Raw genomic sequence first — 21,555 nt, 5'->3', positions numbered from 1 at the left:
CTGGTCCCAGCCCCAGTTGAACATCCGGCAGTTCGCCGCCTAGCGCGACGTCTGACGGGCCGGGAGGGCCAGTTGGGAGAGCTCGTCCCGGAACCGGGTCATCCACTGATCGATCTCGGCCCCGGTCCACCACAGCCGCCGGGGCGAGTATTCCCAGACGATGCGGGTCGTGCCGCCGACGACCGAGCATGCGACGGACAGCGGCGGTTGCCGCATGCCGGTCCCGGGATCCCGCACGTCACCGACGGCGGCCGCGCTCAGGGAGAAGAGGCCGCTGCGGCTCCGCGTCGGCATCTCGCCCTGGAAGTCGAACCACAACGTCGGAGCCGGGGCCCGGCGGATGCTCTCTCGCAGGTCCGGATCGTCGTTCAGATACTTGAGACCTCCGAACGACAGACCCCCGGACGGGACAGCGGCGAGCCGTTCACTCACCGCGGTCAGCGTCTCGGCCGGGCCCTGGGACCGGCTGTCCTCGAAGGCGAGGGGGAAGGTGCAGTGCAGATCACCGGCCGTCCGCGCGAGGTCAAGGCCGTGTACCGCTGCCTGTCGCCCCGAGCCGGAGAGCTCGACCACGAGACGCCCGCAGTTCCACTGGCGCCCAGCGGTCCGCACCAGTGCTGTGAGCAGGGTGATGGCGAGCGGTGCGCGGCCTGCGTTCGGCCCGGTCATCCGTACGTTGCGCAGCGCGCGCGTCTGTTCGGGCGGCAGGCGGTGGCGGGCGATCTCCAGGTCGTCCACCCGCACGCCGGGATGCGCCAGCGGGTCGTAGGTGGCCGGTGGTGGCACGGCAAGCTGGGTACGCCAGAACTCCAGATCGGCCTTCGCGCCCCGGCCGGCGAAGTCGTTCATCCAGCCGGAGAACACCTCGAAACGCGCCGATGTCCGGGCCAGCCGCAGAGCCTCGCCCTGCTCGTCCAGCCGGCAGAGCTGGTCCAGGTCATCCAGCAGGATCCGCAGCGTGACGCCGTCCATGACGAGGTGGTTGACCGCGATGAACAGGCGTTGCCTGGAGCCGGTGGCAATCAGCAGGAGACGCATCAGCGGGCCGTGCTCGAGGCTGACGCGACGATGCTGCTCGCTGAGGAGCGGCGCGAGGGCGTCGGGCCGGTCCAGCGTGACCGACTCGACGGCGAAGCTGCCTTCGATGTCGCCGTAGTGCTGCGCGAATCGGCCGCCGTCCCGGCGGAACCGCAGGCGCAGCGCCTCGTGCCGGGCGACCAGCGCCGACGCGGCTCGGCGGAGCCGGTCCGGGGTGAGCCGCTGATGGACGTCGAGCATGACCGTACGGGTCCAACCGTCCCATTGCCCCAGCTCCAGGGCGTGCCGCTGCGCGGCGCTGAACGGGACGTCACCGGCGCCCGGGGCCTCGCCCGGATCGGGGGGCGCCGGCTCGAAGTGCCGGAGCACCGAGATCGCCATCGTCCGCAGGGTCGCGTCGTTGCCGAAGCTCGCCGGCGGGAGGCACGCTCCGGTCCGGTCCTCGACGCGACGGGCCAGATCGATCAGCCCGAGCGAGTCGAGGCCGACGTCGGAGAGCGGCCGATCCACCGATACGTCGTTCGGGTCGCTCAGGTGCAGCACCTCCGCGACTTCGGTCTGCAGCAGCCGGAGCACGTACTCCGGCTCGCCGTCCGGGCCCGCCCGGCGCACCCTCGCCCGCGCCGGCCCGCGTTGTCCCGAGATCGCCGACGAACGCAGCGAGCCGACCGTCCACTGGTGCTTGCTTTGTGTGCGCCGCAGCTTTCCGCTGGTTGTCTTCGGAATGCTGTCCGGCGTCATCAGCAGGACCTCATGGCACTGCACCCCGCAGTGCGAGGTCACCGCGGCCCGGATCGCCGACGCCGCCCGGTCCAGCGGGATCGGCTTCCTGTTCCGCAGGACCTTCTTGCGCACCTCGGCCGCCACCACGACCCGCTCGGCGCCGTCGACCCGCACCCCGAAGGCGACCGCGTTGCCCGGCCGCAGAATCGGATCGGCCGCCACCACCGCCGCTTCCAGATCCTGTGGATGAATGTTGCGGCCCCCGACGATGATGAGGTCCTTGAGGCGGCCGCAGAGGAACACCTCGCCGTCGTCGCCGATCACCCCGAGATCACCGGTGCGCAGGAAACGCCGCCCGTCGTCCGGGCCGTTCCCGGTCGCCGGGCGCGCGGCGAAGACCGCCGCGTTCTCCTGATCGGTCCGTCCCCAGTAACCGCTCGACACACTGGGACTGGAGATCCACAGTTCACCGACGGCGTACGGTGGCCGCGGCCGCCGGGTCACCGGGTCGACCGCGATCACCGAGACACCCCACTCCGCGTCGGGCACGCCGCTGCCCACGAGCGTCACCGTGGGTGCGCCCGGGGTGGGCGCGACGATCACGCCGTCGCGATCCAGCAGGGCCCGGTCCCCGTGGAGCAGCGTCGGCTTCCGGCCGACCCGGCCGCAGACGAACAGCACGGCCTCGGCCATGCCGTACACGTTGCCGAACGACGCCGGATCGAAGCCCATGCGGCTGAACGCGGCTTCGAAGCGGTCCATCGTGGCGGCCAGCATCGGCTCACCGCCTTGCAGCGCGGAGCGGACCGACGAGAGGTCGAAGGAGTCGCCGTCGCGCAGACCGCGCAACACGTAGTCGTAGCCGAAGTTCGGCCCGGCGATGTGCGTGCCGCGGTAGCGATCGATCGCCTCGAGCCAGAGACGTGGGTCGGCCAGGAAGGTCATCGAGGAGAAGGCGATGCAGCGGGCCCCGGTGTACATGGCGTTCAGGATCCCGCCGGCCAGTCCCATGTCGTGGAACAACGGCACCCAGCCGATGAGCACCGATTCGCTGTCGACCCGGGTGTTGCGCGCGATCAGCTCGAGATTGTGCGTCAGGTTCCGGTGCCGCACGACGACGCCCCTGGGCTCCGACGTCGAGCCGGAGGTGTACTGCAGGTACACGACGTCGTCCGGGCCGAACCGGGCGGCCGCGTGGGCCAGCCGGGCCGCGGCCGCCTCCGGATCGGCCCGTTTGGCACGATGGGACAGCAGCCAGGTGAATTCCGGCCAGCTCGACATCTCGCGACCGCGCCAGCGGCCCGCCACACCGTCGCGTACCGATGCCAGCGTGGTGAGCGCGCGGTACTTCGCATGGGTGAGGGCGACGCGTGCGCCGCTGTCCTCGGCGATGTGCCGGAGCTTGGGCAGCTCCCGATCGAGATGCCGCGGGTCGGGGCTGGCCACCGGGACCGCGATCGCGCCGAGGAGCATGCACCCGAAGAAGCCCGCGACGAACTCCAGACCATCGGGCGGGAAGATGAGCAGCACGCGGTCGCCGGCCGCGACCCCGGCCGCCTGCAGGAGGTCGGCGGTGCCGGCCGCCCGCCGCACGATCTCCTGGCGGTCGGCCGCGTCGATCTCCTTGCCGTGGCGATCGAGAAACGTGTAGAGAGGCGCACCGGGAGCGGCGTCGAGGCGGTCGGCCATGGTGGTCAGCAGGCTCGCGGACATCCGGGACTCCGATGGAGAGGGAGCGTCTCGTTCGGACGTTACACCCCTGGCGGTCACCTATCGGTGACCGAGGCACCAAAAAGTGCGTACTTCCGCTGCTCAGCGGAGATCTCTTATGGTTTCTCAGTAACCAAAAGAGAGTGAGAGGTGCGCATCATGGCCGTGACTCTGGTGAACCCGGCCGGGCTGCCGGAAATCCCGATCTACCGGCAGGTCTCGGTGGCGACCGGATCGAAGCTGATCCACGTCGCGGGCCAGGTCGCCTGGGACGAGACCGGCCAGACGGTCGGTGCGGGCGACCTCGCCGCCCAGGTCGAGCAGGCCTACCTCAACGTCGGCACCGCCCTGGCCGGTGCGGGCGCGAGCTTCGCCGACGCGGTGAAACTGACCGTGCACGTCGTCGGCTGGCAGCCCGAGCAGATGCCGTTGCTGCTGGACGGGATCGCCCGCGCCGCGGCGAAGCTGGGCGTCACCCCGGCCGCGCCGGCATCGCTGTTCGGCATCGCGGCCCTGGACGTGCCGGAGCACCTGGTGGAGGTGGAGGCCGTCGCCGTTCTGGACTAGCCGGCCGGGTCGCGGAAGCGGCGGCGAGACGCCTCGATGTGGCCCAGATGGCGCTGAGTCCAGCCGCACATGCCGTCGACCACCGCACGCAGACCGCTGCCGGCCTCGGTGAGCGTGTATTCGACGCGCGGCGGGACGGTGGGGTGCACGGTGCGCTCCACCAGCCCGTTGCGCTCCAGCATCCGCAGGTTCTGGGTGAGCATCTTGTGGCTGATGCCGCCGACCTCGTTGCGCAGCTCGCTGAAGCGCATGGTGCGCTGCCCCAGGAACTCGATGATCAGGAAGGCCCACTTGTTGGCCACGTCCGAGAAGATCTCCCGCGCCAGCGAGTCCGCTCGGGCCAGATCGGCTTCCGGAGGGAGCGCGCTGATCTCCTGCCGTGTGCCCACCCATCACTCCCCTTTAGTTCCTGAGTAACCAATAGAGAGTAGCCGGTAGAAGGAACGGGCGGTGCCGGACAGCAGGGCCCCGGTTTCCTCGGATGAACAACCGGACAGCAGATCGTCGACCGCCGCGGCCCACCGGTTCCAGCCGCCGGCCAGCGTGCAGACCGGCCAGTCGGATCCGAACATCAGCCGCCGCGGACCGAACGCGGACAGCAGCACCTCGACGACCGGCCGGATGTCGGCCGGGCTCCAGAGCGCGTGGTCGGCCTCGGTGATCAGCCCGGAGACCTTGCACACCACCTGCTCGTGACGGGCCAGGCGGCGCAGCTGCCGTTCCCAGTCCGCGAGGTCGCCGGCGGCGATCGGTGGCTTGCCCGCGTGGTCGAGGACCATCGGCAGCTCCGGCAGACGCTCGGCGAGGCGGATGGCCTGCGGAAACTGGTGGCTGCGGATGAGGAGGTCGTACGCGAGCCCGCGTTGCCGGGCCGCCCGCAGCCCGCGCTCGACGTCCGGTCGCTGCAACCAGCCGCGATCCGCCTCGCCCTGGACGAGATGGCGCAGACCGCGCAGGTACGCGCCGCCCGGCCCGGCGCTCAACTCGTCGAGAACGTCGCCGACGGCCGGCGACGTCAGGTCCACCCAGCCGACCACGGCGGCGATCAACGGGTCCTCGGCGGCCAGCGCCAGGAGCTCCCGCGTCTCGCCGGCGGAATCCAGGCAGTGCACCAGCACCGTGGCCCGCAACCGCCGGCCGGCGATCGGCCGGGTGGCCGCCGCGGTCAGATCCGCGGTGCCGAACGTCCGGCGGATCGGCCGGTGGGCAGCTTCGTCCAGCCAGGGCTGCGGGCGCCGGACCAGATCCCACAGATGGTGGTGGGCGTCGACCAGGCCGGGGTCAGACACGGGAGGACCACACCGGACCGTCGGGATACGCGTACTCCTTGAGCGCCCGCGGCAGCATCTGGGCGCTGAGCCCGGGCCGGGCCGGGGCTTGATAGCGGCCGTCGCGGAGGCGTACCGGGTCGGCGAAATGCTCGTGCAGATGGTCGACGTACTCGATCACCCGGTCCTCGAGGGTGCCCGAGACCGCGACGTAGTCGAACATCGCCAGATGCTGCACCATCTCGCACAGGCCGACGCCGCCCGCGTGCGGGCACACCGGGACACCGAACTTCGCGGCCAGCAGCAGGATCGCGATGTTCTCGTTGACGCCGCCGACCCGCGCCGCGTCGATCTGCACGATGTCCACGGCGCCGGCCTGCAACAACTGCTTGAAGATCACCCGGTTGGCGACGTGCTCGCCGGTGGCCACCTTGATCGGCTGGACACCGGCCCGCACGGCGGCGTGCCCGAGGATGTCGTCGGGCGAGGTGGGCTCCTCGATCCAGTACGGCTCGTCGGGGGCGAGCGCCCGCATCCACTCGATCGCCGGCGCGACATCCCACCGCTGGTTGGCGTCGACGGCGATCCGGACGTCCGGGCCGACCGCGGCCCGGGCGGCCCGCATCCGGCGGATGTCGTCCTCGAGCGACGCGCCGACCTTCAGTTTGATCTGGGTGAAACCGTCGGCCACCGCCTCCCGCGCGAGCCTGGTCAGCTTCTCGTCGGAGTAACCGAGCCAGCCCGGTGTGGTGGTGTACGCCGGGTAGCCGGTCTCGATGAGCCGTGCCATGCGCTCCGGCCGGCCCGGCTCGGCCCGGCGCAGCAGCTCGAGCGCGTCCTGCGGGGTGAGCGCGTCGCCGAGCCAGCGGAAGTCCACCTGCGACACGAGTTCCTCGGGTGACATCTGGCTGAGGAAGCGCCACACCGGCAGGCCGGCCCGTTTCGCGGCCAGGTCCCACGCCGCGTTCACCACCGCCCCGGTGGCCATGTGGATGACGCCCTTCTCCGGCCCGAGCCAGCGCAACTGTGGGTCGTGGGTCAGGGCGCGAGCGAAGCCGCCCAGGTCCGAGCAGATGTCGTGCACCTCGCGGCCGACCACGTACGGCGCCAGCGCGGCGATGGCGGCCGCCTGCACGTCGTTGCCCCGCCCCGTGGTGAAGGCCAGCGCGTGGCCCTGCAGACCGTCCGGCGCGTCGGTCCGGAGGATCACGTAGGCCGCGGAATAGTCGGGTTCGGGATTCATGGCGTCGGATCCGTCGAGGTGCTCCGAGGTCGGGAAGCGCACATCGAGGACGTCAAGGCCGGTGATCGAAGCAGTGGGAACAGCAGTCATGGGATCACTCCGCTCGTCAGTCCTGTGCCTTGCCTGAGGTGATCCGCGAGAGCACGAGGGCGATCAGGATGATCGCGCCGTTCAGGGCGCCGATCCATTGCGCCGGCACGGACGCCAGGGTCAGCACGTTCTGGATCAGATAGAGCAACAGGATGCCGGTGAAGGCACCGAACACGGTGCCCTTGCCGCCGTTGAGGCTGACGCCGCCGATCACCGCCGCGGCGAACACGGTGAAGATGTAGCCGTTCCCCTGCGCCGCGGCGACCGATGCCAGTCGCCCGGACAGGAGCAGGCCACCGAGGGCGGCGAGGACGCTGGCCACGATCAGCACGATGGTCAGGACCCGCTCGACGCGGATGCCCGCGGCCCGGGCGGCGTCGGCGTTACCGCCGATGGCATAGAGAGCACGGCCGAACCGGGTGTAGCCGAGCACCACGATGCCCACCGCGAAAAGCGCCAGGCAGAGCCAGACCGACGCCGGCAGCCCGAGCCACACGGCCGTGCCGAGGTACATCATCGACGAGGGCAGGCCGAAGAACGTCTGGCCGCCGGAGATGCCGGTGAGCAGGCCGCGAAGCACGATCAGCATGCCCAGGGTCACGATGAATCCGTTGAGCCCGAACCGCACGATCAGCACCGCGTTGGCGGCGCCGACCAGAACGCCGACCAGCAACGTGATCGGCACCGACCAGACGCCGGAGAGCACGCCGAGGCCGTGTCCGGCGCCGGCGGCCACGGTCAGCCACGCCGCGATGCCGGGCGCGAGGCCGAAGGTCGACTCCAGGGACAGATCCATCCTGCCCGCGACCAGGACGAGGGTCTGCGCCAGCACCAGCAGAGCGATCTCCGACATCGTCTGCAGGATGTTGATCAGGTTGTCGCGGTTGAGGAACACCGGGCTGACCAGTTGCCCGATGACGGCGATCCCCACGATCGCCGGCACCAGCACCAGATCGCGCAGCCGGGCGAACCGGATGCGGGCCGGGCGACGGCCGGACCGCGGCGGCGGGTCGGGTGCGTCGCGCTGGGACGCCTGCGCGGTTGCGGTGTCAGACATGCCGGTTCAATCCTTCCATCGCGGCCACGAGCTCGTGGTCGTGCCAGCCCCGTGGCAGTTCGGCGACGAGGCGCCCTTGAAACAGCACGAGGACCCGGTCGCAGGGGCGCAGGTCGTCCAGCTCGTCCGAGGCGACGAGCACGGCGGTGCCGCGGTCGGCGGCCTCGTCGACCTTGCTCAGCAGGAACTCCTTCGACCGGACGTCGACGCCCGCGGTCGGGTTGATCAGCACCAGCAGGCGCGGATGACTGGCCAGAGCGCGCGCCATGACGACCTTCTGCTGGTTGCCACCGGAGAGCGCGCGTACCGCGAGCTCCGGACCGGTGGTCTTGATCGCCAGGCTCTCGATCATGGCGCGCGCCTCCGCGCCGGTCCGGCGCCGGCTGATCAGGCCGGCCCGCCCCAGGCGCCCGGCGATCGTCATGGTGGCGTTGTCGGCGATCGACATGTCGGCGACGAAGCCCTGGCGGTGCCGGTCCTGCGGGACGAATCCGATGCCCGCGGCGAGGCCGGCGCCGACGTCGCCGGGTTTGACCGGCGCGCCGCCGACGGTGGTCGTCCCGGACGCGGGCCGCCGCAGCCCGACGATGGTCTCGGCCAGTTCGGTCCGCCCGCTGCCGCCGGCTCCGGCCACGCCGACGATCTCGCCCGGCCGGATGTCGAGGCTCAGCTCGGCGAAGTTGTCTCCGATCAGATCTCTGACCTGCAGCGTGGGCGTCGCGGCGGCGTCGACCGCCGGCCGTTCCCGGGCCGCCGTCAGGCCGCCCGCGTCGCCGGTCATCGCGGCGACGAGGTCGGCGCGCGGCAGCTCGGCGACCGGTGCGGTGACGATCCAGCGGGCGTCCCGGAAGACCGTCACCGTGTCACAGATGTCGTAGACCTCTTGCAGGTGGTGGCTGATGAACAGGAAGGTGACCCGCTGCGCCTGCAACTCGCGGATCTTGCTGAACAGGCGGGCGATCGCGGCCGCGTCGAGCTGGGCGGTGGGCTCGTCGAGGATGATGAACCGCGCCCCGAAGGACAGCGCGCGGGCGATCTCGACGAACTGCCGCCGCTCCACCGAGAGGTCGCCGGCCAGGGTGCGTACGTCGACGTCCACCCCGTAGGTGGCCAGCAGCTCGCGCGCCCGCCGCCGCACACCCGGCCAGTCCAGCAGACCGGCGCGACCGCGGTCCTGCCGGTTGAGGAACAGGTTCTCGGCCACCGACAGCGAGCCGATGATGGTCGACTTCTGATAGACGCAGGCCACCTCGCGGCGCCATCCGTCCCGGTCGTTGATCCTCGGCGCCGGCCGCCCGCCGAACCGCAGCCGGCCGGCGTCCGGCTGCTGCAGTCCGGTGAGGATCGAGACCAGCGTCGACTTCCCGGCCCCGTTGCGGCCCACCAGAGCGTGCGTCTGCCCCGGCCGCACGACCAGACCGGCGTCGCGCAGGGCCACGGTGGATCCGAACCGCTTGCTGATCTTCGTCGCCTCCACCACGGGCGGCGCGGCGTCTCGGTTGTCACTCATGTCGTGCTGCCTCCGCTCGCCGCGCCGCCTCAGCTGAGGTTGTTGCCCCAGAGCGATTTGTCGTCGGACTTCACGCTCGGCACACCGCCGTAGGTGGCGCCGTCCGCCGTGACCAGCGGGGCCTGCAGTTGGTCCTCGAGAAGTCCCGGCCGGACCTGGATGATCGTGCTGTCGTGGTCGGTCGGTCCCGGCTGGAAGGTCTTGCCGTCGATGGCGTCCTTCACGTACGACAGGGCGTACTTGGCGTAAAGGTCGGCGGGCTGCGACACCGTGGCGTCGATCTCGCCGGCGGCGATGTCCTTCAGCTCCTGCGGAATGCCGTCGTTGCTGACCACGAAGACGTGTTTCGGGTCGGCCGGCGGCACCAGCAGGCCGCGCTGTTTGAGCAACTGCTTCGTGCCGGCCAGGGCGAAGCTGGACTGCATGTAGACGCCCTTGATGTCGGGATGCTCGGTGAGCCGGGTCTGCAGTTTCTGCGAGGCGACGGCGCCGTCCCAGTTGGTCGCCTCGCCGAAGACGGTGATGTTCGGGTAGTTCTTCTTCATGCAGTCGTTGAACGCCTCGGTGCGGTCCCGGCCGTTGATCGAGTCCAGGCCGCCCTGCAACATCACGACCTTGCCGGCGCCGTTGAGCTTGGCCCCCAGGAACTGGCAGGCCTTCTCGCCGTAGGCCCGGTTGTCGGCCCGCACCACCATGAAGACGTTTCCGGTGTCGGGCCGGGTGTCGACGGTGACCACCGGGATCTTCTTGGCCTCGAGCTGCTGCAGCGTCGGCGCGACGGCGGCGGTGTCCTGCGGGGCCATCGCGACGCCCTTGACGCCCTGACTGATGAAGGTCTGCACGTTGGCGGTCAGCTTCGCCACGTCGTTCTGCGAGTTGGTCGTCTTCAGATCGATGCCGAGCTCGCCGGCGAACTGCGGCGTGTATTTGATGTACGAGTTCCAGAAGTCGGTGTCGGAGCGCGGGTAGTCCACCCCGACCAGGGGCTTGCCGTCGGCGGAGGCGCCGGCGCCGCCGCTGTCGCCGCAGGCCGCGGTGAGTGCGGCGGCCAGCAGAAGCGCGGCTCCCGCGGTGCCGGTTCGAAGTCTCATCGGTGCTCCGATCTATGTCGTTCGATGACACCAGACATGGGATGTCTTTGTAGACCCGCCGACTGACCGCTGTCTATAGATCGCGCCGAAATTGCCGCGTAATGCCGAGTTAACCGAAGCCGAGTCGTCCTTGACATGGGATGTCTCTGCTACCTTGGGCTCACCGGCAGGGAGGACCGACAGTGTCGTTGACGGACAAGGCCATCGCCCGCATCCGTGAGCTCATCCTCACCGGGGAGCTGCGCCCGGGCTCCCGGCTGCCGCCCGAGCAGCAGCTCGCCGCCGAGCTCGGCCTGGGCCGCAACCTCATGCGGGAAGCGGTCAAAGCTCTGGTGGTGGCCAACGTCCTGGAGGTACGCCGGGGCACCGGCACCTACGTCACCAGCCTCGAGCCCGAGCTGCTGCTCGAGGGTGTGGGCGTGGCGGTCGAGCTGCTGCAGGGTCACACCCTGCTGGAGCTGACCGAGGTACGCCGGCTGTTCGAGCCGGTGGCGACCGGCCTGGCCGCCGAGCGCATCTCCGCGGACCAGCTCGACGCCGTACGCGGACATCTCGAGGCCATGCGCGGCGCCCGCGACGACGTGGAGCTGCTCAACGAGCACGACGCCGCGTTCCACCGCGCCGTTCTCGCCGCCACCGGCAACCGGACCTTGTCGACGCTGCTGGACGGCGTGTCGAGCCGGACTCTGCGGGCGCGGGTCTGGCGGGGCCTCGTCGACGACAACGCCGCGGGACGGACCCTGGCCGAGCACGAAGCGATCTACGCGGCCCTGGCCGCGCGCGACGGCGCGCTGGCCCACGCGGCGGCGCTCCTGCACGTCGCCACGACCGAGACCTGGCTGCGCGCCCACCTCGAGGCCGAGACGGCGGAACCGGACGAGATCTGAGGCGTCGCCGGCGCCTACGCCGGTCCGGGGTTCGCCGCGCGGCTCCGGCGGCGGTAGGCGGCGGCGGCCATCCGGTCGTTGCACAGCTGACAGCAGTAGCGCTGGCGCGCCGAACGTGTGCGGTCCAGGTATACGCAATGGCAAGGATCGGCGGCACACGTGCCGAATCGGTCGGCGCCCCCGGTCGACAGGGCGCGCGCGAGCACGTCGGCGAGCAGCACAGCCAGCTGCCCGACGGGACCGTCACCACCGGTCGCGCGTAACGCGACCGTGCCGGCATCGTCCACGACCACGGTGGCCCGGGCCGACTCGGTCCGGAGCACGTCGTCCACCGCCGCCGCTTTCCCGGCGGCGTCAGGAGAGGCGAAGGCCGGCCGCAGGCGCTCGCGCAGCCGGCGCAGCGATTCCAGGTCGGAGGCGCGCAGCGCCAGGGCCGGCTGCCCGTGCCGGTCCAGCAGCTCGGTCACCCGCTGGATGCTCAACCGGTCGGGCGGCGTCGCCAGATCGTCGTACGTGTTCAGGAAGTCGATCACCAGCTCCAGCGCCGGATCGTCAGCGGGCACGGAACTCACCCGCGCCATCTTGCCCCCTCTTGACCCCGGCGTCCGGCACCACCTACGGTCGTCAGCTATGAAAACATTTTACAAGCTGACGATACCGCTTCTGGCCGCCGTCGCCTTCTCCAGCGCGGCGACGACGGCTCCGGCCGCGGCCCACAACACATCCCACCCCGCGGCTCCCTTACCGGTGACCGTGCAGGACGTCCGGATCCCGGTGGCCGGCCAGGCGCCGGTCACGGCGTACGTGGTCCGGCCCGCGCATCGGACCCGGCCGTTGGCGGGGGTCCTCTATCTGCATTGGTTCGCGCCCGGCGAGCCGAACCAGGACCGCACCGAGTTCCTGGCCGAAGCCGAGAAGGCCGCGTCCCGTGGCGCGGTGGCCGTCCTGCCGCAGCTGACGTTCCCCTGGACGGCCGATCCGGTCGGCGACGCGCGGGACCGGACGGCGGTGGCCAGGCAGCTGGCGGCCGTCACCGCTACGTACCGGTACCTGCTGCGCCAACCGGGGCTCGACACCCGGCGGACGGCCGTCGTCGGCCACGACTACGGCGCGATGTACGCCGCCTTACTGGCGCAGCGCGAACCGGTGATGCGCGCCGCCGTCCTGCTGGCGCCGGACGCCACCTGGGCGAACTGGTTCGACAAGTACTGGCTCGACCTGCCCGCCGCCGAGAAACCCTCCTACCATGACGTGTTCCGCGGCCTCGATCCGGTCGACAACGTCAGCCGTCTCGGGCGGGGCCTGTACTTCCAATTCGCCGGCCAGGACGTCTACATACCGGCCGAGACGAGAGCGGCCTTCGCGGCCGCCGCACCGGCCGCGAAGGTGTCGCTGTACCCGGACGCCGACCACTTCCTCGACCACGCCGCCGAGCTCGACCGCACCGCTTGGCTGAACAGACGCCTGGACCTCTGCTGACCACCTTCAGCGCGGCGTCGCTGATCAGCCGAATGTCGGGTAGCCGCTGCAACTCTTGCCGGTGAGCTTCTTGACCGACGAGATCTTATCGCCGAAGTTCCACTTCTCCAGATGCAGGTCGACCGTCTGGTTGGGCCGGATGCAGTAGTGCCGGTCCTCGAACTGGTTGTCGTCGTACAGCACCCAGGCCCGGCAATCGTATTTGTTCCAGACCCGGCTGGCCTTGTCGTTGAAGCCGAACACGCGGAAGTCGATGACGGACGCGGTGGCCTGGAAGACGTCACCGCTGCCATTACGGTTCTCGTACAGGTAGAGCGCGGCCGGCTCCGGTTCGATGCAGACCGCCTGCGCCGCCTCTGCCGGTGCCGACAAGGCGAACAGCGACGCCGTGGCCATGGCCGCGACGCTCACGATGCCGGCCGTCAGCCGGCGTTCTCTCATTGATGTCATGGTTGACGAGGGTGCGCCCACCGTGTGGAAGCGATGTGGAAGAAATGTCTAGTGGAGGGCGTCGAGGCTGCGGCGGATCTGTTCCGCGTCGGCATGGCCGAGGTCGGTCAGCATGGTCAGCGCCCTCTCCCACACCTTCCGGGCCTCACCGGCCTCGCCGAGGCTGCGGTACGTGTCGCCCAGCCGGCCGAGCGTGCCGGCCTCGTTGTAGCGGTCGGCGACCTCACGCCACGCCTCCAGCGCCGCCCGGTATTCCTGTACCGACCGGTCGTGGTCGCCGAGGTGGTGATAGGTCAGACCCAGGCTGTCCAGTGTGTTCGCCTCGCCGTACCGGTCGCCGATGCGGCGATGCAGCCGCAGCGCCTCCCGGCAGCAGGCCAGCGCCCGGTCGCTCTCGCCGAGCTGGGTGTGATACCAGCCGAGGTTGTTGAGCGCCCGAGCCTGCGCGCCTTGGTCACCCACCCGGCCGAACAGCTCGACCGCCTGTTCGGTCTGGCGCAGCGCTTGCCGCGGATCGCCTTGGCTGCCGAGGATCCGGGCCAGCGCGTTGTGCGTGTGTGCCTGTCCCTTCGCCTGACCGAGACACCGGTAGCCGTCGAGGGCGAGCCGCAGGTGGCGCAGTGAATCCTCCGGGCGGAGCTGGGCGAAGGCGAGACCGAGGTTGAGGTGGGCGAACGCCGCTCCAGCCGGATCACCCGAGCGGGTGGCCGAGGACAGCGCGATCCGCTGGGTGAGAACCCAGTCCTGCCAATGACCTTGAAGGTCGAAGTACGTGGTCAAACCCCTGGCCAGCAGCCAGGCGCCGGAGTCGAGCCCGGCGTCGTGGGCGTACCCGACCAGCCGTACCAGAACCTGGTGTTCCTCGGCGAACCAGGCGAGCGCCGCGGCGTGGTCGGCCGGTCTCGTCACCGGGCCCTCGGTGGTGAGCTCCGGAACCTCCCGGTGCGGATAGAGGATCCGGTCGGCGGCATAGGCCGAGTGCACATAGTGGTCGAGCATCCGGGCGCGCGGCCCCGCTGTCTCCTCCGGCCGCATCAGCTCGCCGGCGTACGTTCGGAGCAGATCGTGCAACAGGTACCGGTCCGGCCGGTGCTCGCTGAGCAGGCTGGCCCGCGTCAGCACTCGCAGCTGCCGCTCGGCGACCTCGATCGGCTCACCGAGCAGGGCGGCGACGGCCGGCAACGACACGTCGGGACCCGGATGCAGGCCGAGCAGCCGGAACAGCCGGGCCGCCTCGGGGGTCAAGGCCCGATAGGACCAGGACAGCACAGCTCGTACGTCGGTCGCCTCGTCATTCCCGGCAAAAGCATCAAGGCTTTGCCGTACGGCGTGCAGCTGCTCCGCCAGCCGCGACAGCGGTTGCCCGGGTTGCTGCAGTGCCCGGGCGGCGGTCACGGTCAACGCCAGCGGCAGCCGGGCGCAGGCAGCGATGATCCGGTCCACGGCGGCCGGCTCGGCGGCGACACGCCGCGCGCCGAGCCGCCGGCTCAACAGCTCCCGAGCCGGTGCGGATGGCAGAAGACCCAGCTCCATGGGCCGGGCGCCCTCGGCGGCGACCAGGCCGGGCAGCTGGCTGCGGCTGGTGACGACGACCAGGCAGTTCGGCGCGCCAGGCAGCAGCGGGCGCACGTCGCGCTCATGGGCCGCGTTGTCCAGCACCACCAGCACGCGGCGGTCGGCGAGAACGCTGCGATAAAGCGCCGACCGCGCGTTCAGCTCGGCCGGGATGCGCGCGGCGGGCACGCCCAGGGAGATGAGCAGGCTACGCAACGCATCGACCGCGCTCAACGCGGTGCCGCCCGGGTCGAAGCCGAGCAGATCGAGATAGAGCTGGCCGTCGGGGAAACGGCGGCGCACCCGATGACTCCAGTGCACGACCAGCGCGCTCTTGCCGACGCCGGCCGTACCGGAGATGACGATCACCGCGGTCCGGGCCAGGTCGTGCAACCGCTGCTGCTCGGCGTCGCGGCCGACGAAGTCCGGCACGTCGAGTGGCAACTGGGCCGGAATGATCTCGTCGGGCTCTGGTGTCTGGCGCACGACGTCCCGGTGGGCCGCTCGCAGCTCGGCGCCGGGCTCGACGCCCAACTCGTCGACCAGGCGACGGCGTACGGAAAGGAATTGATTGACGGCTTTCGCCGTACGGCCCGCCGCGGCGAGTGTCCGGATCAGCGCGGCGGCCAGCGGCTCGACCAGCGGGTGCTGCTCGGCGAGCTCGGTGAGCGGCCCGATCGCCGCGGCCGGGTTGCCGGTACGGATCTCGGCATCGGCCCAGTGGACGGTCGCATCGATCCGCTCGTCGATCAGCAGGGTGCGCGCCCGGGTGGCCCAGTCGCCCGGGAGGCCGGCGAGGGGCTGACCTCGCCACAGCGTCAGGGCCTCGCGCAGCAGGACGACGCGTTTCGGATCGGCCCGGTCCAGCTCGGTCGCCTGGGTGACGAGCTGCCGGAAGTCGTGCAGGTCCAGCGACTCCTCGGGCAGCTCGAGCAGGTAGCCGCCGCTGCGGTGGCGGTGCAACCGGATCGGGCCGCCCGCCGGCTCCAGCAACTGCCGGATGCGCGAGACGTACGTGTGCAGCGTGCGCGGCGCGTGGCCGGGGGCCTCGGTTCCCCAGACCCGCTCGACGAGCACCTCGGTGGAGAGCGGCCGGTTGGCGTCGAGGAGCAGGGCGGTGAGAACGACCGCCTGTTTCGGCGGCCCCATCGCCATCGCCCGTCCATGAGCGTGCACGCGCGGCTCTCCGAGCAGCTGAAACCGCATGACGGCCCCCGCGTTCAACAGTTCTTCCACAACATATCGACCGGCATCAAGCACGGTAGACGCAGCGCCATCACCGCCACCGGAAAGAGGAAAATTCATGACACGATCCCTTACTGCCGTGGCCGCCGCGACAGCCATGACCACCGCTCTGCTGGCCGTGCCGACGGCGGCCCAGGCCGCGCCGGGTGGCATCAAGACGCGATACACCAGCACTCAGACGTCGGTGAGGTTCACCTCCGGCACCGGACTCATCCGGGCCTGGCAGGACTGCGAGTCCTCCAGCGGCCAAACCATATTCAGGCAGTACGGCTCCTGGAGGACCATCAACAACTGGTCCACGGCGGGGCCGTGCAGCACCCGCATCATCAAGCGCGGCTGGCAGACCGCCAACGCAAGCTGACCAGGACAGAGCAACGCCCTCCGCTGAGATTCACGACGGAGGGCGTTGCTCTGTCCTGGTCACCATTCACGTGCAACTTTGCAGATGCGATTGCCTTGACGCTTATTCTTCCGGCACCATACGCCGCGTGCACAGCCAAGTGCTCCCTCACGAACCGGCCGTTTGCGGGATCGAGTGCGGCCAGATCGGAGTGACCGAAGACGATCTGCACCGCTTGCTCGAGATGTACGCCTTGACCGAGCCCCATCAGCTGGAAGCCCTGGTCCGGTTCGTTCGCCACCTCAGCCAGCCGCAGTGGTGGCACGACGACCGCACCGTTCTGGGCGGCTCCCTCTGCTCGTACCTGATCCTCGAGTCGCTGGCGCAACACATCAGGACGTACGAGGTGAGGTTCGTTCCCGGGCTACTGCAAACGCCCGCTTACGCCGAGGCCGTCATCCGCCTCCGGTACACCGACACGGCCGAGATCGACCGGCGTGTACGGGTCCGCATGCAGCGGCAGAAGGAGATTCTGCGCGGCAGAGCACCTCGTTTGTGGGCTCTGGTCGACAAAGCAGCCCTGTCCGAGGCGTTCCCCGGAAAGAAGGTCATGCGTGAACAAATCGAGTTTCTCCGCCAGGTCAGCTGGCTGCCCAGCGTCAGTCTGCAGGTGCCACCGTCCGGCGTGGGTGGCCGGCGGGGCATCGGCAACTCCTTCTCCATCCTCCGTCAGACGATCACCAAACTGTCGGATGTCGTCTACATCGAACATATCGGGGATCCGCTTTTCCTCGACACGACAGCCGCATCCGATCCCTATCGTCAAGCGATGGAAGAACTCGCACTCAAGGCGGGCAAGCCGGCCGACACCATGGCCGAGCTCGACGACGCCCTGGCCAGCCTCGGCAAGCCTTGAACCGGGGCGCGGATTGTGGCCTACAGCTATCACCGATACGCCGCCCTCGACACCCGAGCCGCGCCCGCCATATGCCGATGGTGCGACGAGGTCTTCGCCGATACGCCTCCACGACAGGAACGGCGCAACTGCACGTGCGGTGTCCACGTCGTCGTCACCTGCCCGGTTTGCGGCTCGGGCGACATCTTCCCCCGCCCGGGAAACGCGTGCTCCGAGTCGCTCGGGACTGTCCCGGGCGGACCCGCGGGTCGAAGCTCGAGCTAGGCGCCGTATCCGCCGTCGATCCTCAGTACCGCGCCGGTGACGTAGGAGGCCTCGGGACCGGCCAGGAAGACGACGCCCGCGGCGATTTCCTCTCCCCGGCCGTAGCGCCCCATCGACGTTGTCGGAAGGAACACTGCCGCGGCCGGGCCGTCGGCGGGGTTGGCGTCGGTGTCCACGAATCCGGACTGGATGACGTTGACCGTGACGCCGCGGCCCGCCAGGTCGCGGGCCACGCCCCGGCTGAAGCCCTCGAGAGCCGACTTCGTCGCCGTGTAGTACGCCATCCCGGGGAATCCGGCCCGCGTTCCCACGCCCGAGCTGATGCTGATGATCCGCCCGTCGTCGGGCAGCAGCGGCAACGCCTCGCGGATCGCGGCCGCCGGGCTCCTGTAGTTGGCGGTGAGCTGCCGCTCGATGGCGTCCTCGTCGGGATCGGCGTCGTCGATGCGGCCGCCACCGCCGATGCCCACGTTGTTGACCAGGATGTCGAGCTTCCCGAACCGCTCGGCCACCTGATGGACCAGGCCCACCGCCTGCGTCACGTCCGCCTGGTCGGCACGGAACGCGGCCGCGCGCACTCCTCTCGCCTCCAGGTCGGCGACCACGGCCTTGGCCCGGCCCTCCGCGGTCACGTAGCTGATCGCGACGTCGGCTCCCTCGCCGGCCAGCGCCAGCGCGATCGCGGTCCCGATCCCCCGCGATCCGCCGGTCACGATCGCCATTTTGCCGTCCAGCTTTCCCACCGTTTCCCCACTTCCCCGACACCACGAGTTCTTGACTGCGCGGTCCACATTAGGAGTAGTGGACCGCACGGTCAAGAACCCGTATCCTGAATCGCATGGCACGTCCGCGAGGGTTCGACGAGAAGCAGGTGCTCACCGCCGTCCGTGATCAGTTCTGGGACGCCGGTTACGCCGCGACCTCGCTGGAGGACCTGATGCGGGTCAGCGGGCTCGGCAAAGGCAGCCTGTACGCGGCGTTCGGGGACAAGCACCAGCTCTTCCTCCGGGCGCTGCGCAGCTACACCGACGACCAGCACGCCCACCTCCGCGAGTCCCTCGCCGCGACTCCCCGGGCACTGGACGCACTACACAAGATCCTCGAGCTGAGCACGTCGCGTGGCTGCCTGATGGCCAACAGCACCCTGGAACTCGGCCACGCCGATCCCGAAGTCCTCGATCACGCCCACCGCACGTACGAGACGTCCACCGCGCTGATCGGTGACTGCGTCGCCCGCGCCCAGCGCGAGGGCGACCTGCCCGCCGATGAAGATCCGATCTCCCTGGCGCGGACTCTGCTGGCCGCGCAACAAGGACTGCTGTTCATGAGCCGGACCGGCATGGACGCGGCCACCCTCACCACCACAGCACGATCACTCGCCGACCAGCTCCTGCCCGATCCGCCGCCCGCGCGGCCGGTGTCAGGAGGCGGCGTGCCGGACGGCCGCCACCCCGGGTAGCTTGCCCACCTCGGCCACCAGGCCCCCGAACGCGCCGGGGCTGCTCAGCTCGAGCTGCCAGAACGGGGGCAGCGTCGCCCGCGAGGCGCCGTTGATCCGGCCGCCGCCGCAGTAGGCGTCCCGGAAATCCTGGTCCGTCACATCGGCGGACCAGGTCATCGTGCGTACGGACGGCACGTGCCAGATCGCGGCCTCGGCGATGTTGCGCTGGTCGTCGGAGGCGTCCCCGGTCACGTACACCCGGGCCAGCAGGCTGGAAGCGACCTCGGCCGCCGGCAGGTCAGCCGGCGGACCGGACGGCGTGCATCCCGGGCGCGCCCAACCCGGCCATCCGGTCATGGCACCCACCGTGATCAGCACGAGCGCTGCCGCCGCGAAGACCCGCAGCCGGGCCGGCAGGACGGCCGTCGCCAGGGCGAGCAGACCCAAACCCAGCGCCAGCGTGGTGGGCGCCTGGGACAGTTGATCCAAGGTCGTCCACAGCGCACTGCCCTCCAGCGGGCCGGGCTGCGAGAACCAGAGGCGGACGAAGAACAGGCTCAGCGCGACCACGACGATCGCCGACCAGGCGAGGGCGGCCGCGCCCATGGCCCGCCCCGGGTGGCCTTCGCTGCGGCGCCTCGCCCAGCCGAGCATCAGCCAGCCGATGCCCGCCGCCAGCAGCGCGCCGGGCACCGCGAACCGGGCCGGCCATGGTGGCGTGCTGCGGGACAGCTGGAAGCCGGCCGAGCCGTCGGAGTCATACCAAGGGTGGTTCTTCACGTAGTAAGCGCTGTAGACCAGGATCAGCCCGCCTCGGGTGGCCGAGAACCCGGCGCTCCACGAAGGCTGGTCGTGGTCCTCGTCGTAGGAGACGTCGTCGCGGATCCGCCAGCCGGCGCCGGCCAAACGGTCACGGACGCCCTTCGTGTACGCCAGCACCTCCCGGGTCTCCGCGGTGTTGCGCACCCAGTACTCGGCGAAGCCGTAGATCTCACCGCCGTCGGCACCGAAGGCGGGCACGAACGGCGGCGCGTCGCCGCCGCCGAGCACCGGCAGCCCCGGGAAGGCTGTCGCCGTGAGCCGCTCCGCCTCCGCGCCGGCGGGCAGCGGCTTCTGCAGCGTCCACCCGAGCCGGGCACCGGCGGCCGCGCCGAGCAGACCGCCGGCGAGCGCCACCAGAACGGACAGGACGACCACGCTGCCACTGGCCGGCCGGCCGAGACGGGCACGCAGCCCGAAGCGGGTCAGGTTCACATTGTCCTTCGTAGACGGTCGAGCACGGCCGGATGGCGCGCACTCCAGCAAGGTACCGAGACGGAGCCACTGCTCCGTACGGACGAAGGCGCGGGCGGTGCCCTCGGCGCACGCCGCACTTACCGGGCGCTGAAGTATCTGTCAAGTGCCGCGAGATACGTTCCGCCGGAAAGAGAAATTCACCGGAACGGAAGAGATTCGATGAAACTGCGCACTGTCCTGCGAAGCGCGGCGGCGGCCGCCGTTGTCCTGGGCGGCTCCTTGGCCGTGACGTCTTCGCCGGCCCAGGCGGCGTGGACGTGCCAGGCCGGCTACGTCTGCTTCTACGAGAACGCCAACCTGACCGGAAGCGTGGCCGTTCTGCCGGAACTCAGCATGTCCAGCCCCTCCTGGCCGGGGCAGGCCGCCGACTTCCGCAACTACTCGTACTACAACGGCCACAACCTGAATGACTCGGTGTCGTCGGTCATCAACCGGACCAACCGGACCCTCTGGGTCTACGAGCACGGCAACTTCAACCAGTCGAAGAGGGGCCGTTACAACGGCATCGGCGCCGGCCAGGCGTTCAACTTCGGCCACGACGAGGAGCTCCAGGACAACCGGGCCTCATCGGCCCGCTTCTACGAGTAGGAGCCCACCGCCGCCAAGGCGGTCACCCACCTGGAGTGGGCCGCAGGCTGTCCCTTCCGCTGTTGTGCGGGAGGGACAGCCTGCCCGGTTGGCCGACGCCAGGAGGCGTTCGTCAGCCCTCTGCCGCCGGCCGAAGGCCAGAGGCTGCCGGAGATCACGGGGACCGCGAATCGGATCCTGGAAGGCCACCCGGATTACCCGCTCAAGGCCGCATGACCGGGCACTAGGCAATCGCCTGCCTGCTCATATCCAGCAGGTCAGGGTCGATTTTAACAAGTTCCTGCTCGAATTCTTTCCAGCCCCGCTCAGCAACGAACTTCGCCTCGCTGGAAGTTATGGGAACCAGCCAGACAACGGCCACTTCGTCGCCACTCTCGACAACTACAGACTTGAAGGCGTCATCGTAGTAAACCGGCAGCGCTGCGTAAAGAAACGAGAAGCGAGAGGCCACCATCACCTCCGAAGGCAGCGATACGACGTCACCACGCAGCACCACTTCACGTGAATTCAGGCTCCTCGTCCACATGAATTCCAGCGCACCGAGGAAGGAATCGCGGAAGGCGCCGGCGGGGTCGTGCGCGGCAGCAATCAGCTCCACGAAGAAATGCCTGTCATGGCTGGGGTGATGCAACGGCAATTTACTGAGGCCCAGGGTGGCATAACTGGTGGTGTCGGCGATGACACCGTCGGCGAAGCCTCCGACGTTGAAGGTCGGCAAGCCCGGCCGGGAATCCCCCCGCCAGCTATTGGTCATCCGTCCCAGGCGACGCTCGAGATGGTCAATCAAAACGGGCACGG

Annotated in this window: 20 protein-coding genes; 7 read left to right on the top strand and 13 right to left on the bottom strand. The window is 70.0% G+C overall.

Features of this window, described 5'->3' with window-relative positions; genetic code table 11:
• Nucleotides 1–39 precede the first annotated feature (39 nt).
• The gene (locus CRP55_RS08080) at nt 40–3,474 is read right to left on the bottom strand and encodes an AMP-binding protein (protein WP_097319038.1); all 3,435 of its coding nucleotides are present in this window, start codon (nt 3,472–3,474) and stop codon (nt 40–42) included.
• Between the two features lie 156 nt (nt 3,475–3,630).
• Here CRP55_RS08080 and CRP55_RS08075 point away from each other — a divergent pair, with 156 nt between their 5' ends.
• Complete coding sequence (locus tag CRP55_RS08075; protein ID WP_097319238.1) at nt 3,631–4,038, top strand: RidA family protein; 408 nt, start codon at nt 3,631–3,633, stop codon at nt 4,036–4,038.
• Here the strand turns inward: CRP55_RS08075 and CRP55_RS08070 are convergent.
• The 6 genes from CRP55_RS08070 to CRP55_RS08045 are packed head-to-tail and all read right to left on the bottom strand — an operon-like array spanning nt 4,035 to nt 10,297.
• A complete protein-coding gene (locus CRP55_RS08070; protein ID WP_097319037.1) occupies nt 4,035–4,427 on the bottom strand; it encodes a winged helix-turn-helix transcriptional regulator in 393 nt (130 codons plus the stop codon). The genes CRP55_RS08075 and CRP55_RS08070 overlap by 4 nt on opposite strands.
• Nucleotides 4,428–4,430: 3 nt before the next feature.
• Nucleotides 4,431–5,327 carry an amidohydrolase family protein gene (locus tag CRP55_RS08065; protein ID WP_097319036.1) on the bottom strand — a complete coding sequence of 299 codons (897 nt, stop codon included), beginning with the start codon at nt 5,325–5,327 and terminating at the stop codon, nt 4,431–4,433.
• Complete coding sequence (locus CRP55_RS08060; protein WP_097319035.1) at nt 5,320–6,639, bottom strand: enolase C-terminal domain-like protein; 1,320 nt, start codon at nt 6,637–6,639, stop codon at nt 5,320–5,322. Before CRP55_RS08060 ends, CRP55_RS08065 begins: the two co-directional genes overlap by 8 nt.
• Nucleotides 6,640–6,655: 16 nt before the next feature.
• Nucleotides 6,656–7,696, bottom strand: coding sequence for an ABC transporter permease (locus tag CRP55_RS08055; RefSeq protein ID WP_097319034.1), 1,041 nt, complete (start codon nt 7,694–7,696; stop codon nt 6,656–6,658).
• Nucleotides 7,689–9,206 carry a sugar ABC transporter ATP-binding protein gene (locus CRP55_RS08050; RefSeq protein WP_097319033.1) on the bottom strand — a complete coding sequence of 506 codons (1,518 nt, stop codon included), beginning with the start codon at nt 9,204–9,206 and terminating at the stop codon, nt 7,689–7,691. The genes CRP55_RS08055 and CRP55_RS08050 overlap by 8 nt, the downstream gene beginning before the upstream one ends.
• 29 nt (nt 9,207–9,235) lie before the next feature.
• The gene (locus CRP55_RS08045) at nt 9,236–10,297 is read right to left on the bottom strand and encodes a sugar ABC transporter substrate-binding protein (RefSeq protein ID WP_097319032.1); all 1,062 of its coding nucleotides are present in this window, start codon (nt 10,295–10,297) and stop codon (nt 9,236–9,238) included.
• A 182-nt stretch (nt 10,298–10,479) separates the two neighbouring features.
• On the opposite strand from CRP55_RS08045, the gene CRP55_RS08040 reads away from it, so the two are divergent.
• On the top strand, nt 10,480–11,184 hold the full coding sequence (locus tag CRP55_RS08040) for a FadR/GntR family transcriptional regulator (protein ID WP_097319031.1): 705 nt from the start codon (nt 10,480–10,482) through the stop codon (nt 11,182–11,184).
• A 14-nt stretch (nt 11,185–11,198) separates the two neighbouring features.
• Here the strand turns inward: CRP55_RS08040 and CRP55_RS08035 are convergent, their stop codons facing one another.
• Nucleotides 11,199–11,756 carry an ABATE domain-containing protein gene (locus tag CRP55_RS08035; RefSeq protein ID WP_179855072.1) on the bottom strand — a complete coding sequence of 186 codons (558 nt, stop codon included), beginning with the start codon at nt 11,754–11,756 and terminating at the stop codon, nt 11,199–11,201.
• A gap of 58 nt (nt 11,757–11,814) precedes the next feature.
• Between CRP55_RS08035 and CRP55_RS08030 the strand changes: the two genes are divergently transcribed.
• Complete coding sequence (locus tag CRP55_RS08030) at nt 11,815–12,663, top strand: dienelactone hydrolase family protein (RefSeq protein WP_097319029.1); 849 nt, start codon at nt 11,815–11,817, stop codon at nt 12,661–12,663.
• Nucleotides 12,664–12,687: 24 nt separating this feature from the next.
• On the opposite strand, the gene CRP55_RS08025 is transcribed toward CRP55_RS08030, so the two are convergent.
• Together CRP55_RS08025 and CRP55_RS08020 are read right to left on the bottom strand one after the other, a co-directional pair.
• Nucleotides 12,688–13,104 (bottom strand): peptidase inhibitor family I36 protein, encoded by a 417-nt coding sequence (locus CRP55_RS08025; RefSeq protein WP_179855071.1) that lies wholly within the window; start codon nt 13,102–13,104, stop codon nt 12,688–12,690.
• 57 nt (nt 13,105–13,161) lie between these two features.
• The gene (locus CRP55_RS08020; protein ID WP_179855070.1) at nt 13,162–15,822 is read right to left on the bottom strand and encodes an AfsR/SARP family transcriptional regulator; all 2,661 of its coding nucleotides are present in this window, start codon (nt 15,820–15,822) and stop codon (nt 13,162–13,164) included.
• 148 nt (nt 15,823–15,970) lie between these two features.
• Here CRP55_RS08020 and CRP55_RS52830 point away from each other — a divergent pair, with 148 nt between their 5' ends.
• On the top strand, nt 15,971–16,273 hold the full coding sequence (locus tag CRP55_RS52830) for a hypothetical protein (RefSeq protein WP_179855069.1): 303 nt from the start codon (nt 15,971–15,973) through the stop codon (nt 16,271–16,273).
• A 190-nt stretch (nt 16,274–16,463) separates the two neighbouring features.
• Nucleotides 16,464–17,168, top strand: a complete 705-nt coding sequence (locus CRP55_RS08010; RefSeq protein ID WP_097319025.1) for a DUF5753 domain-containing protein — start codon at nt 16,464–16,466, stop codon at nt 17,166–17,168.
• Nucleotides 17,169–17,428: 260 nt separating this feature from the next.
• Here CRP55_RS08010 and CRP55_RS08005 read toward each other — a convergent pair whose 3' ends face one another.
• Complete coding sequence (locus tag CRP55_RS08005; protein WP_179855098.1) at nt 17,429–18,154, bottom strand: SDR family oxidoreductase; 726 nt, start codon at nt 18,152–18,154, stop codon at nt 17,429–17,431.
• 116 nt (nt 18,155–18,270) lie between these two features.
• Between CRP55_RS08005 and CRP55_RS08000 the strand changes: the two genes are divergently transcribed.
• Entirely contained in the window at nt 18,271–18,891 is a 621-nt protein-coding gene (locus CRP55_RS08000; RefSeq protein WP_097319023.1) for a TetR/AcrR family transcriptional regulator, read from the top strand.
• Here the strand turns inward: CRP55_RS08000 and CRP55_RS07995 are convergent.
• On the bottom strand, nt 18,853–20,127 hold the full coding sequence (locus CRP55_RS07995) for a hypothetical protein (RefSeq protein ID WP_097319022.1): 1,275 nt from the start codon (nt 20,125–20,127) through the stop codon (nt 18,853–18,855). The genes CRP55_RS08000 and CRP55_RS07995 overlap by 39 nt on opposite strands.
• A gap of 201 nt (nt 20,128–20,328) precedes the next feature.
• On the opposite strand from CRP55_RS07995, the gene CRP55_RS07990 reads away from it, so the two are divergent.
• Entirely contained in the window at nt 20,329–20,757 is a 429-nt protein-coding gene (locus CRP55_RS07990) for a peptidase inhibitor family I36 protein (RefSeq protein ID WP_097319021.1), read from the top strand.
• A gap of 223 nt (nt 20,758–20,980) precedes the next feature.
• Here CRP55_RS07990 and CRP55_RS07985 read toward each other — a convergent pair whose 3' ends face one another.
• Nucleotides 20,981–21,553, bottom strand: coding sequence for a suppressor of fused domain protein (locus CRP55_RS07985; protein ID WP_143234454.1), 573 nt, complete (start codon nt 21,551–21,553; stop codon nt 20,981–20,983).
• Nucleotides 21,554–21,555 lie beyond the last annotated feature (2 nt).

This window comes from Paractinoplanes atraurantiacus (genome assembly GCF_900215205.1).
Classification (GTDB): domain Bacteria; phylum Actinomycetota; class Actinomycetes; order Mycobacteriales; family Micromonosporaceae; genus Actinoplanes; species Actinoplanes atraurantiacus.
The sequence above is the reverse complement of the archived record's forward strand: the minus strand, read 5'-3'. Positions and strand labels throughout refer to the sequence as shown.

Excerpts from the sequence above, each read along its gene's own strand:
- CRP55_RS08080 (WP_097319038.1), bottom strand. The coding sequence starts at position 3,474 with ATGTCCGCGAGCCTGCTGACCACCATGGCCGACCGCCTCGACGCCGCT.
- CRP55_RS08075 (WP_097319238.1), top strand. The coding sequence starts at position 3,631 with ATGGCCGTGACTCTGGTGAACCCGGCCGGGCTGCCGGAAATCCCGATC.
- CRP55_RS08060 (WP_097319035.1), bottom strand. The coding sequence starts at position 6,639 with ATGACTGCTGTTCCCACTGCTTCGATCACCGGCCTTGACGTCCTCGAT.
- CRP55_RS08055 (WP_097319034.1), bottom strand. The coding sequence starts at position 7,696 with ATGTCTGACACCGCAACCGCGCAGGCGTCCCAGCGCGACGCACCCGAC.
- CRP55_RS08050 (WP_097319033.1), bottom strand. The coding sequence starts at position 9,206 with ATGAGTGACAACCGAGACGCCGCGCCGCCCGTGGTGGAGGCGACGAAG.
- CRP55_RS08045 (WP_097319032.1), bottom strand. The coding sequence starts at position 10,297 with ATGAGACTTCGAACCGGCACCGCGGGAGCCGCGCTTCTGCTGGCCGCC.
- CRP55_RS08030 (WP_097319029.1), top strand. The coding sequence starts at position 11,815 with ATGAAAACATTTTACAAGCTGACGATACCGCTTCTGGCCGCCGTCGCC.
- CRP55_RS08025 (WP_179855071.1), bottom strand. The coding sequence starts at position 13,104 with ATGAGAGAACGCCGGCTGACGGCCGGCATCGTGAGCGTCGCGGCCATG.
- CRP55_RS08020 (WP_179855070.1), bottom strand. The coding sequence starts at position 15,822 with ATGGCGATGGGGCCGCCGAAACAGGCGGTCGTTCTCACCGCCCTGCTC.
- CRP55_RS52830 (WP_179855069.1), top strand. The coding sequence starts at position 15,971 with ATGACACGATCCCTTACTGCCGTGGCCGCCGCGACAGCCATGACCACC.
- CRP55_RS08005 (WP_179855098.1), bottom strand. The coding sequence starts at position 18,154 with ATGGCGATCGTGACCGGCGGATCGCGGGGGATCGGGACCGCGATCGCG.
- CRP55_RS08000 (WP_097319023.1), top strand. The coding sequence starts at position 18,271 with ATGGCACGTCCGCGAGGGTTCGACGAGAAGCAGGTGCTCACCGCCGTC.
- CRP55_RS07990 (WP_097319021.1), top strand. The coding sequence starts at position 20,329 with ATGAAACTGCGCACTGTCCTGCGAAGCGCGGCGGCGGCCGCCGTTGTC.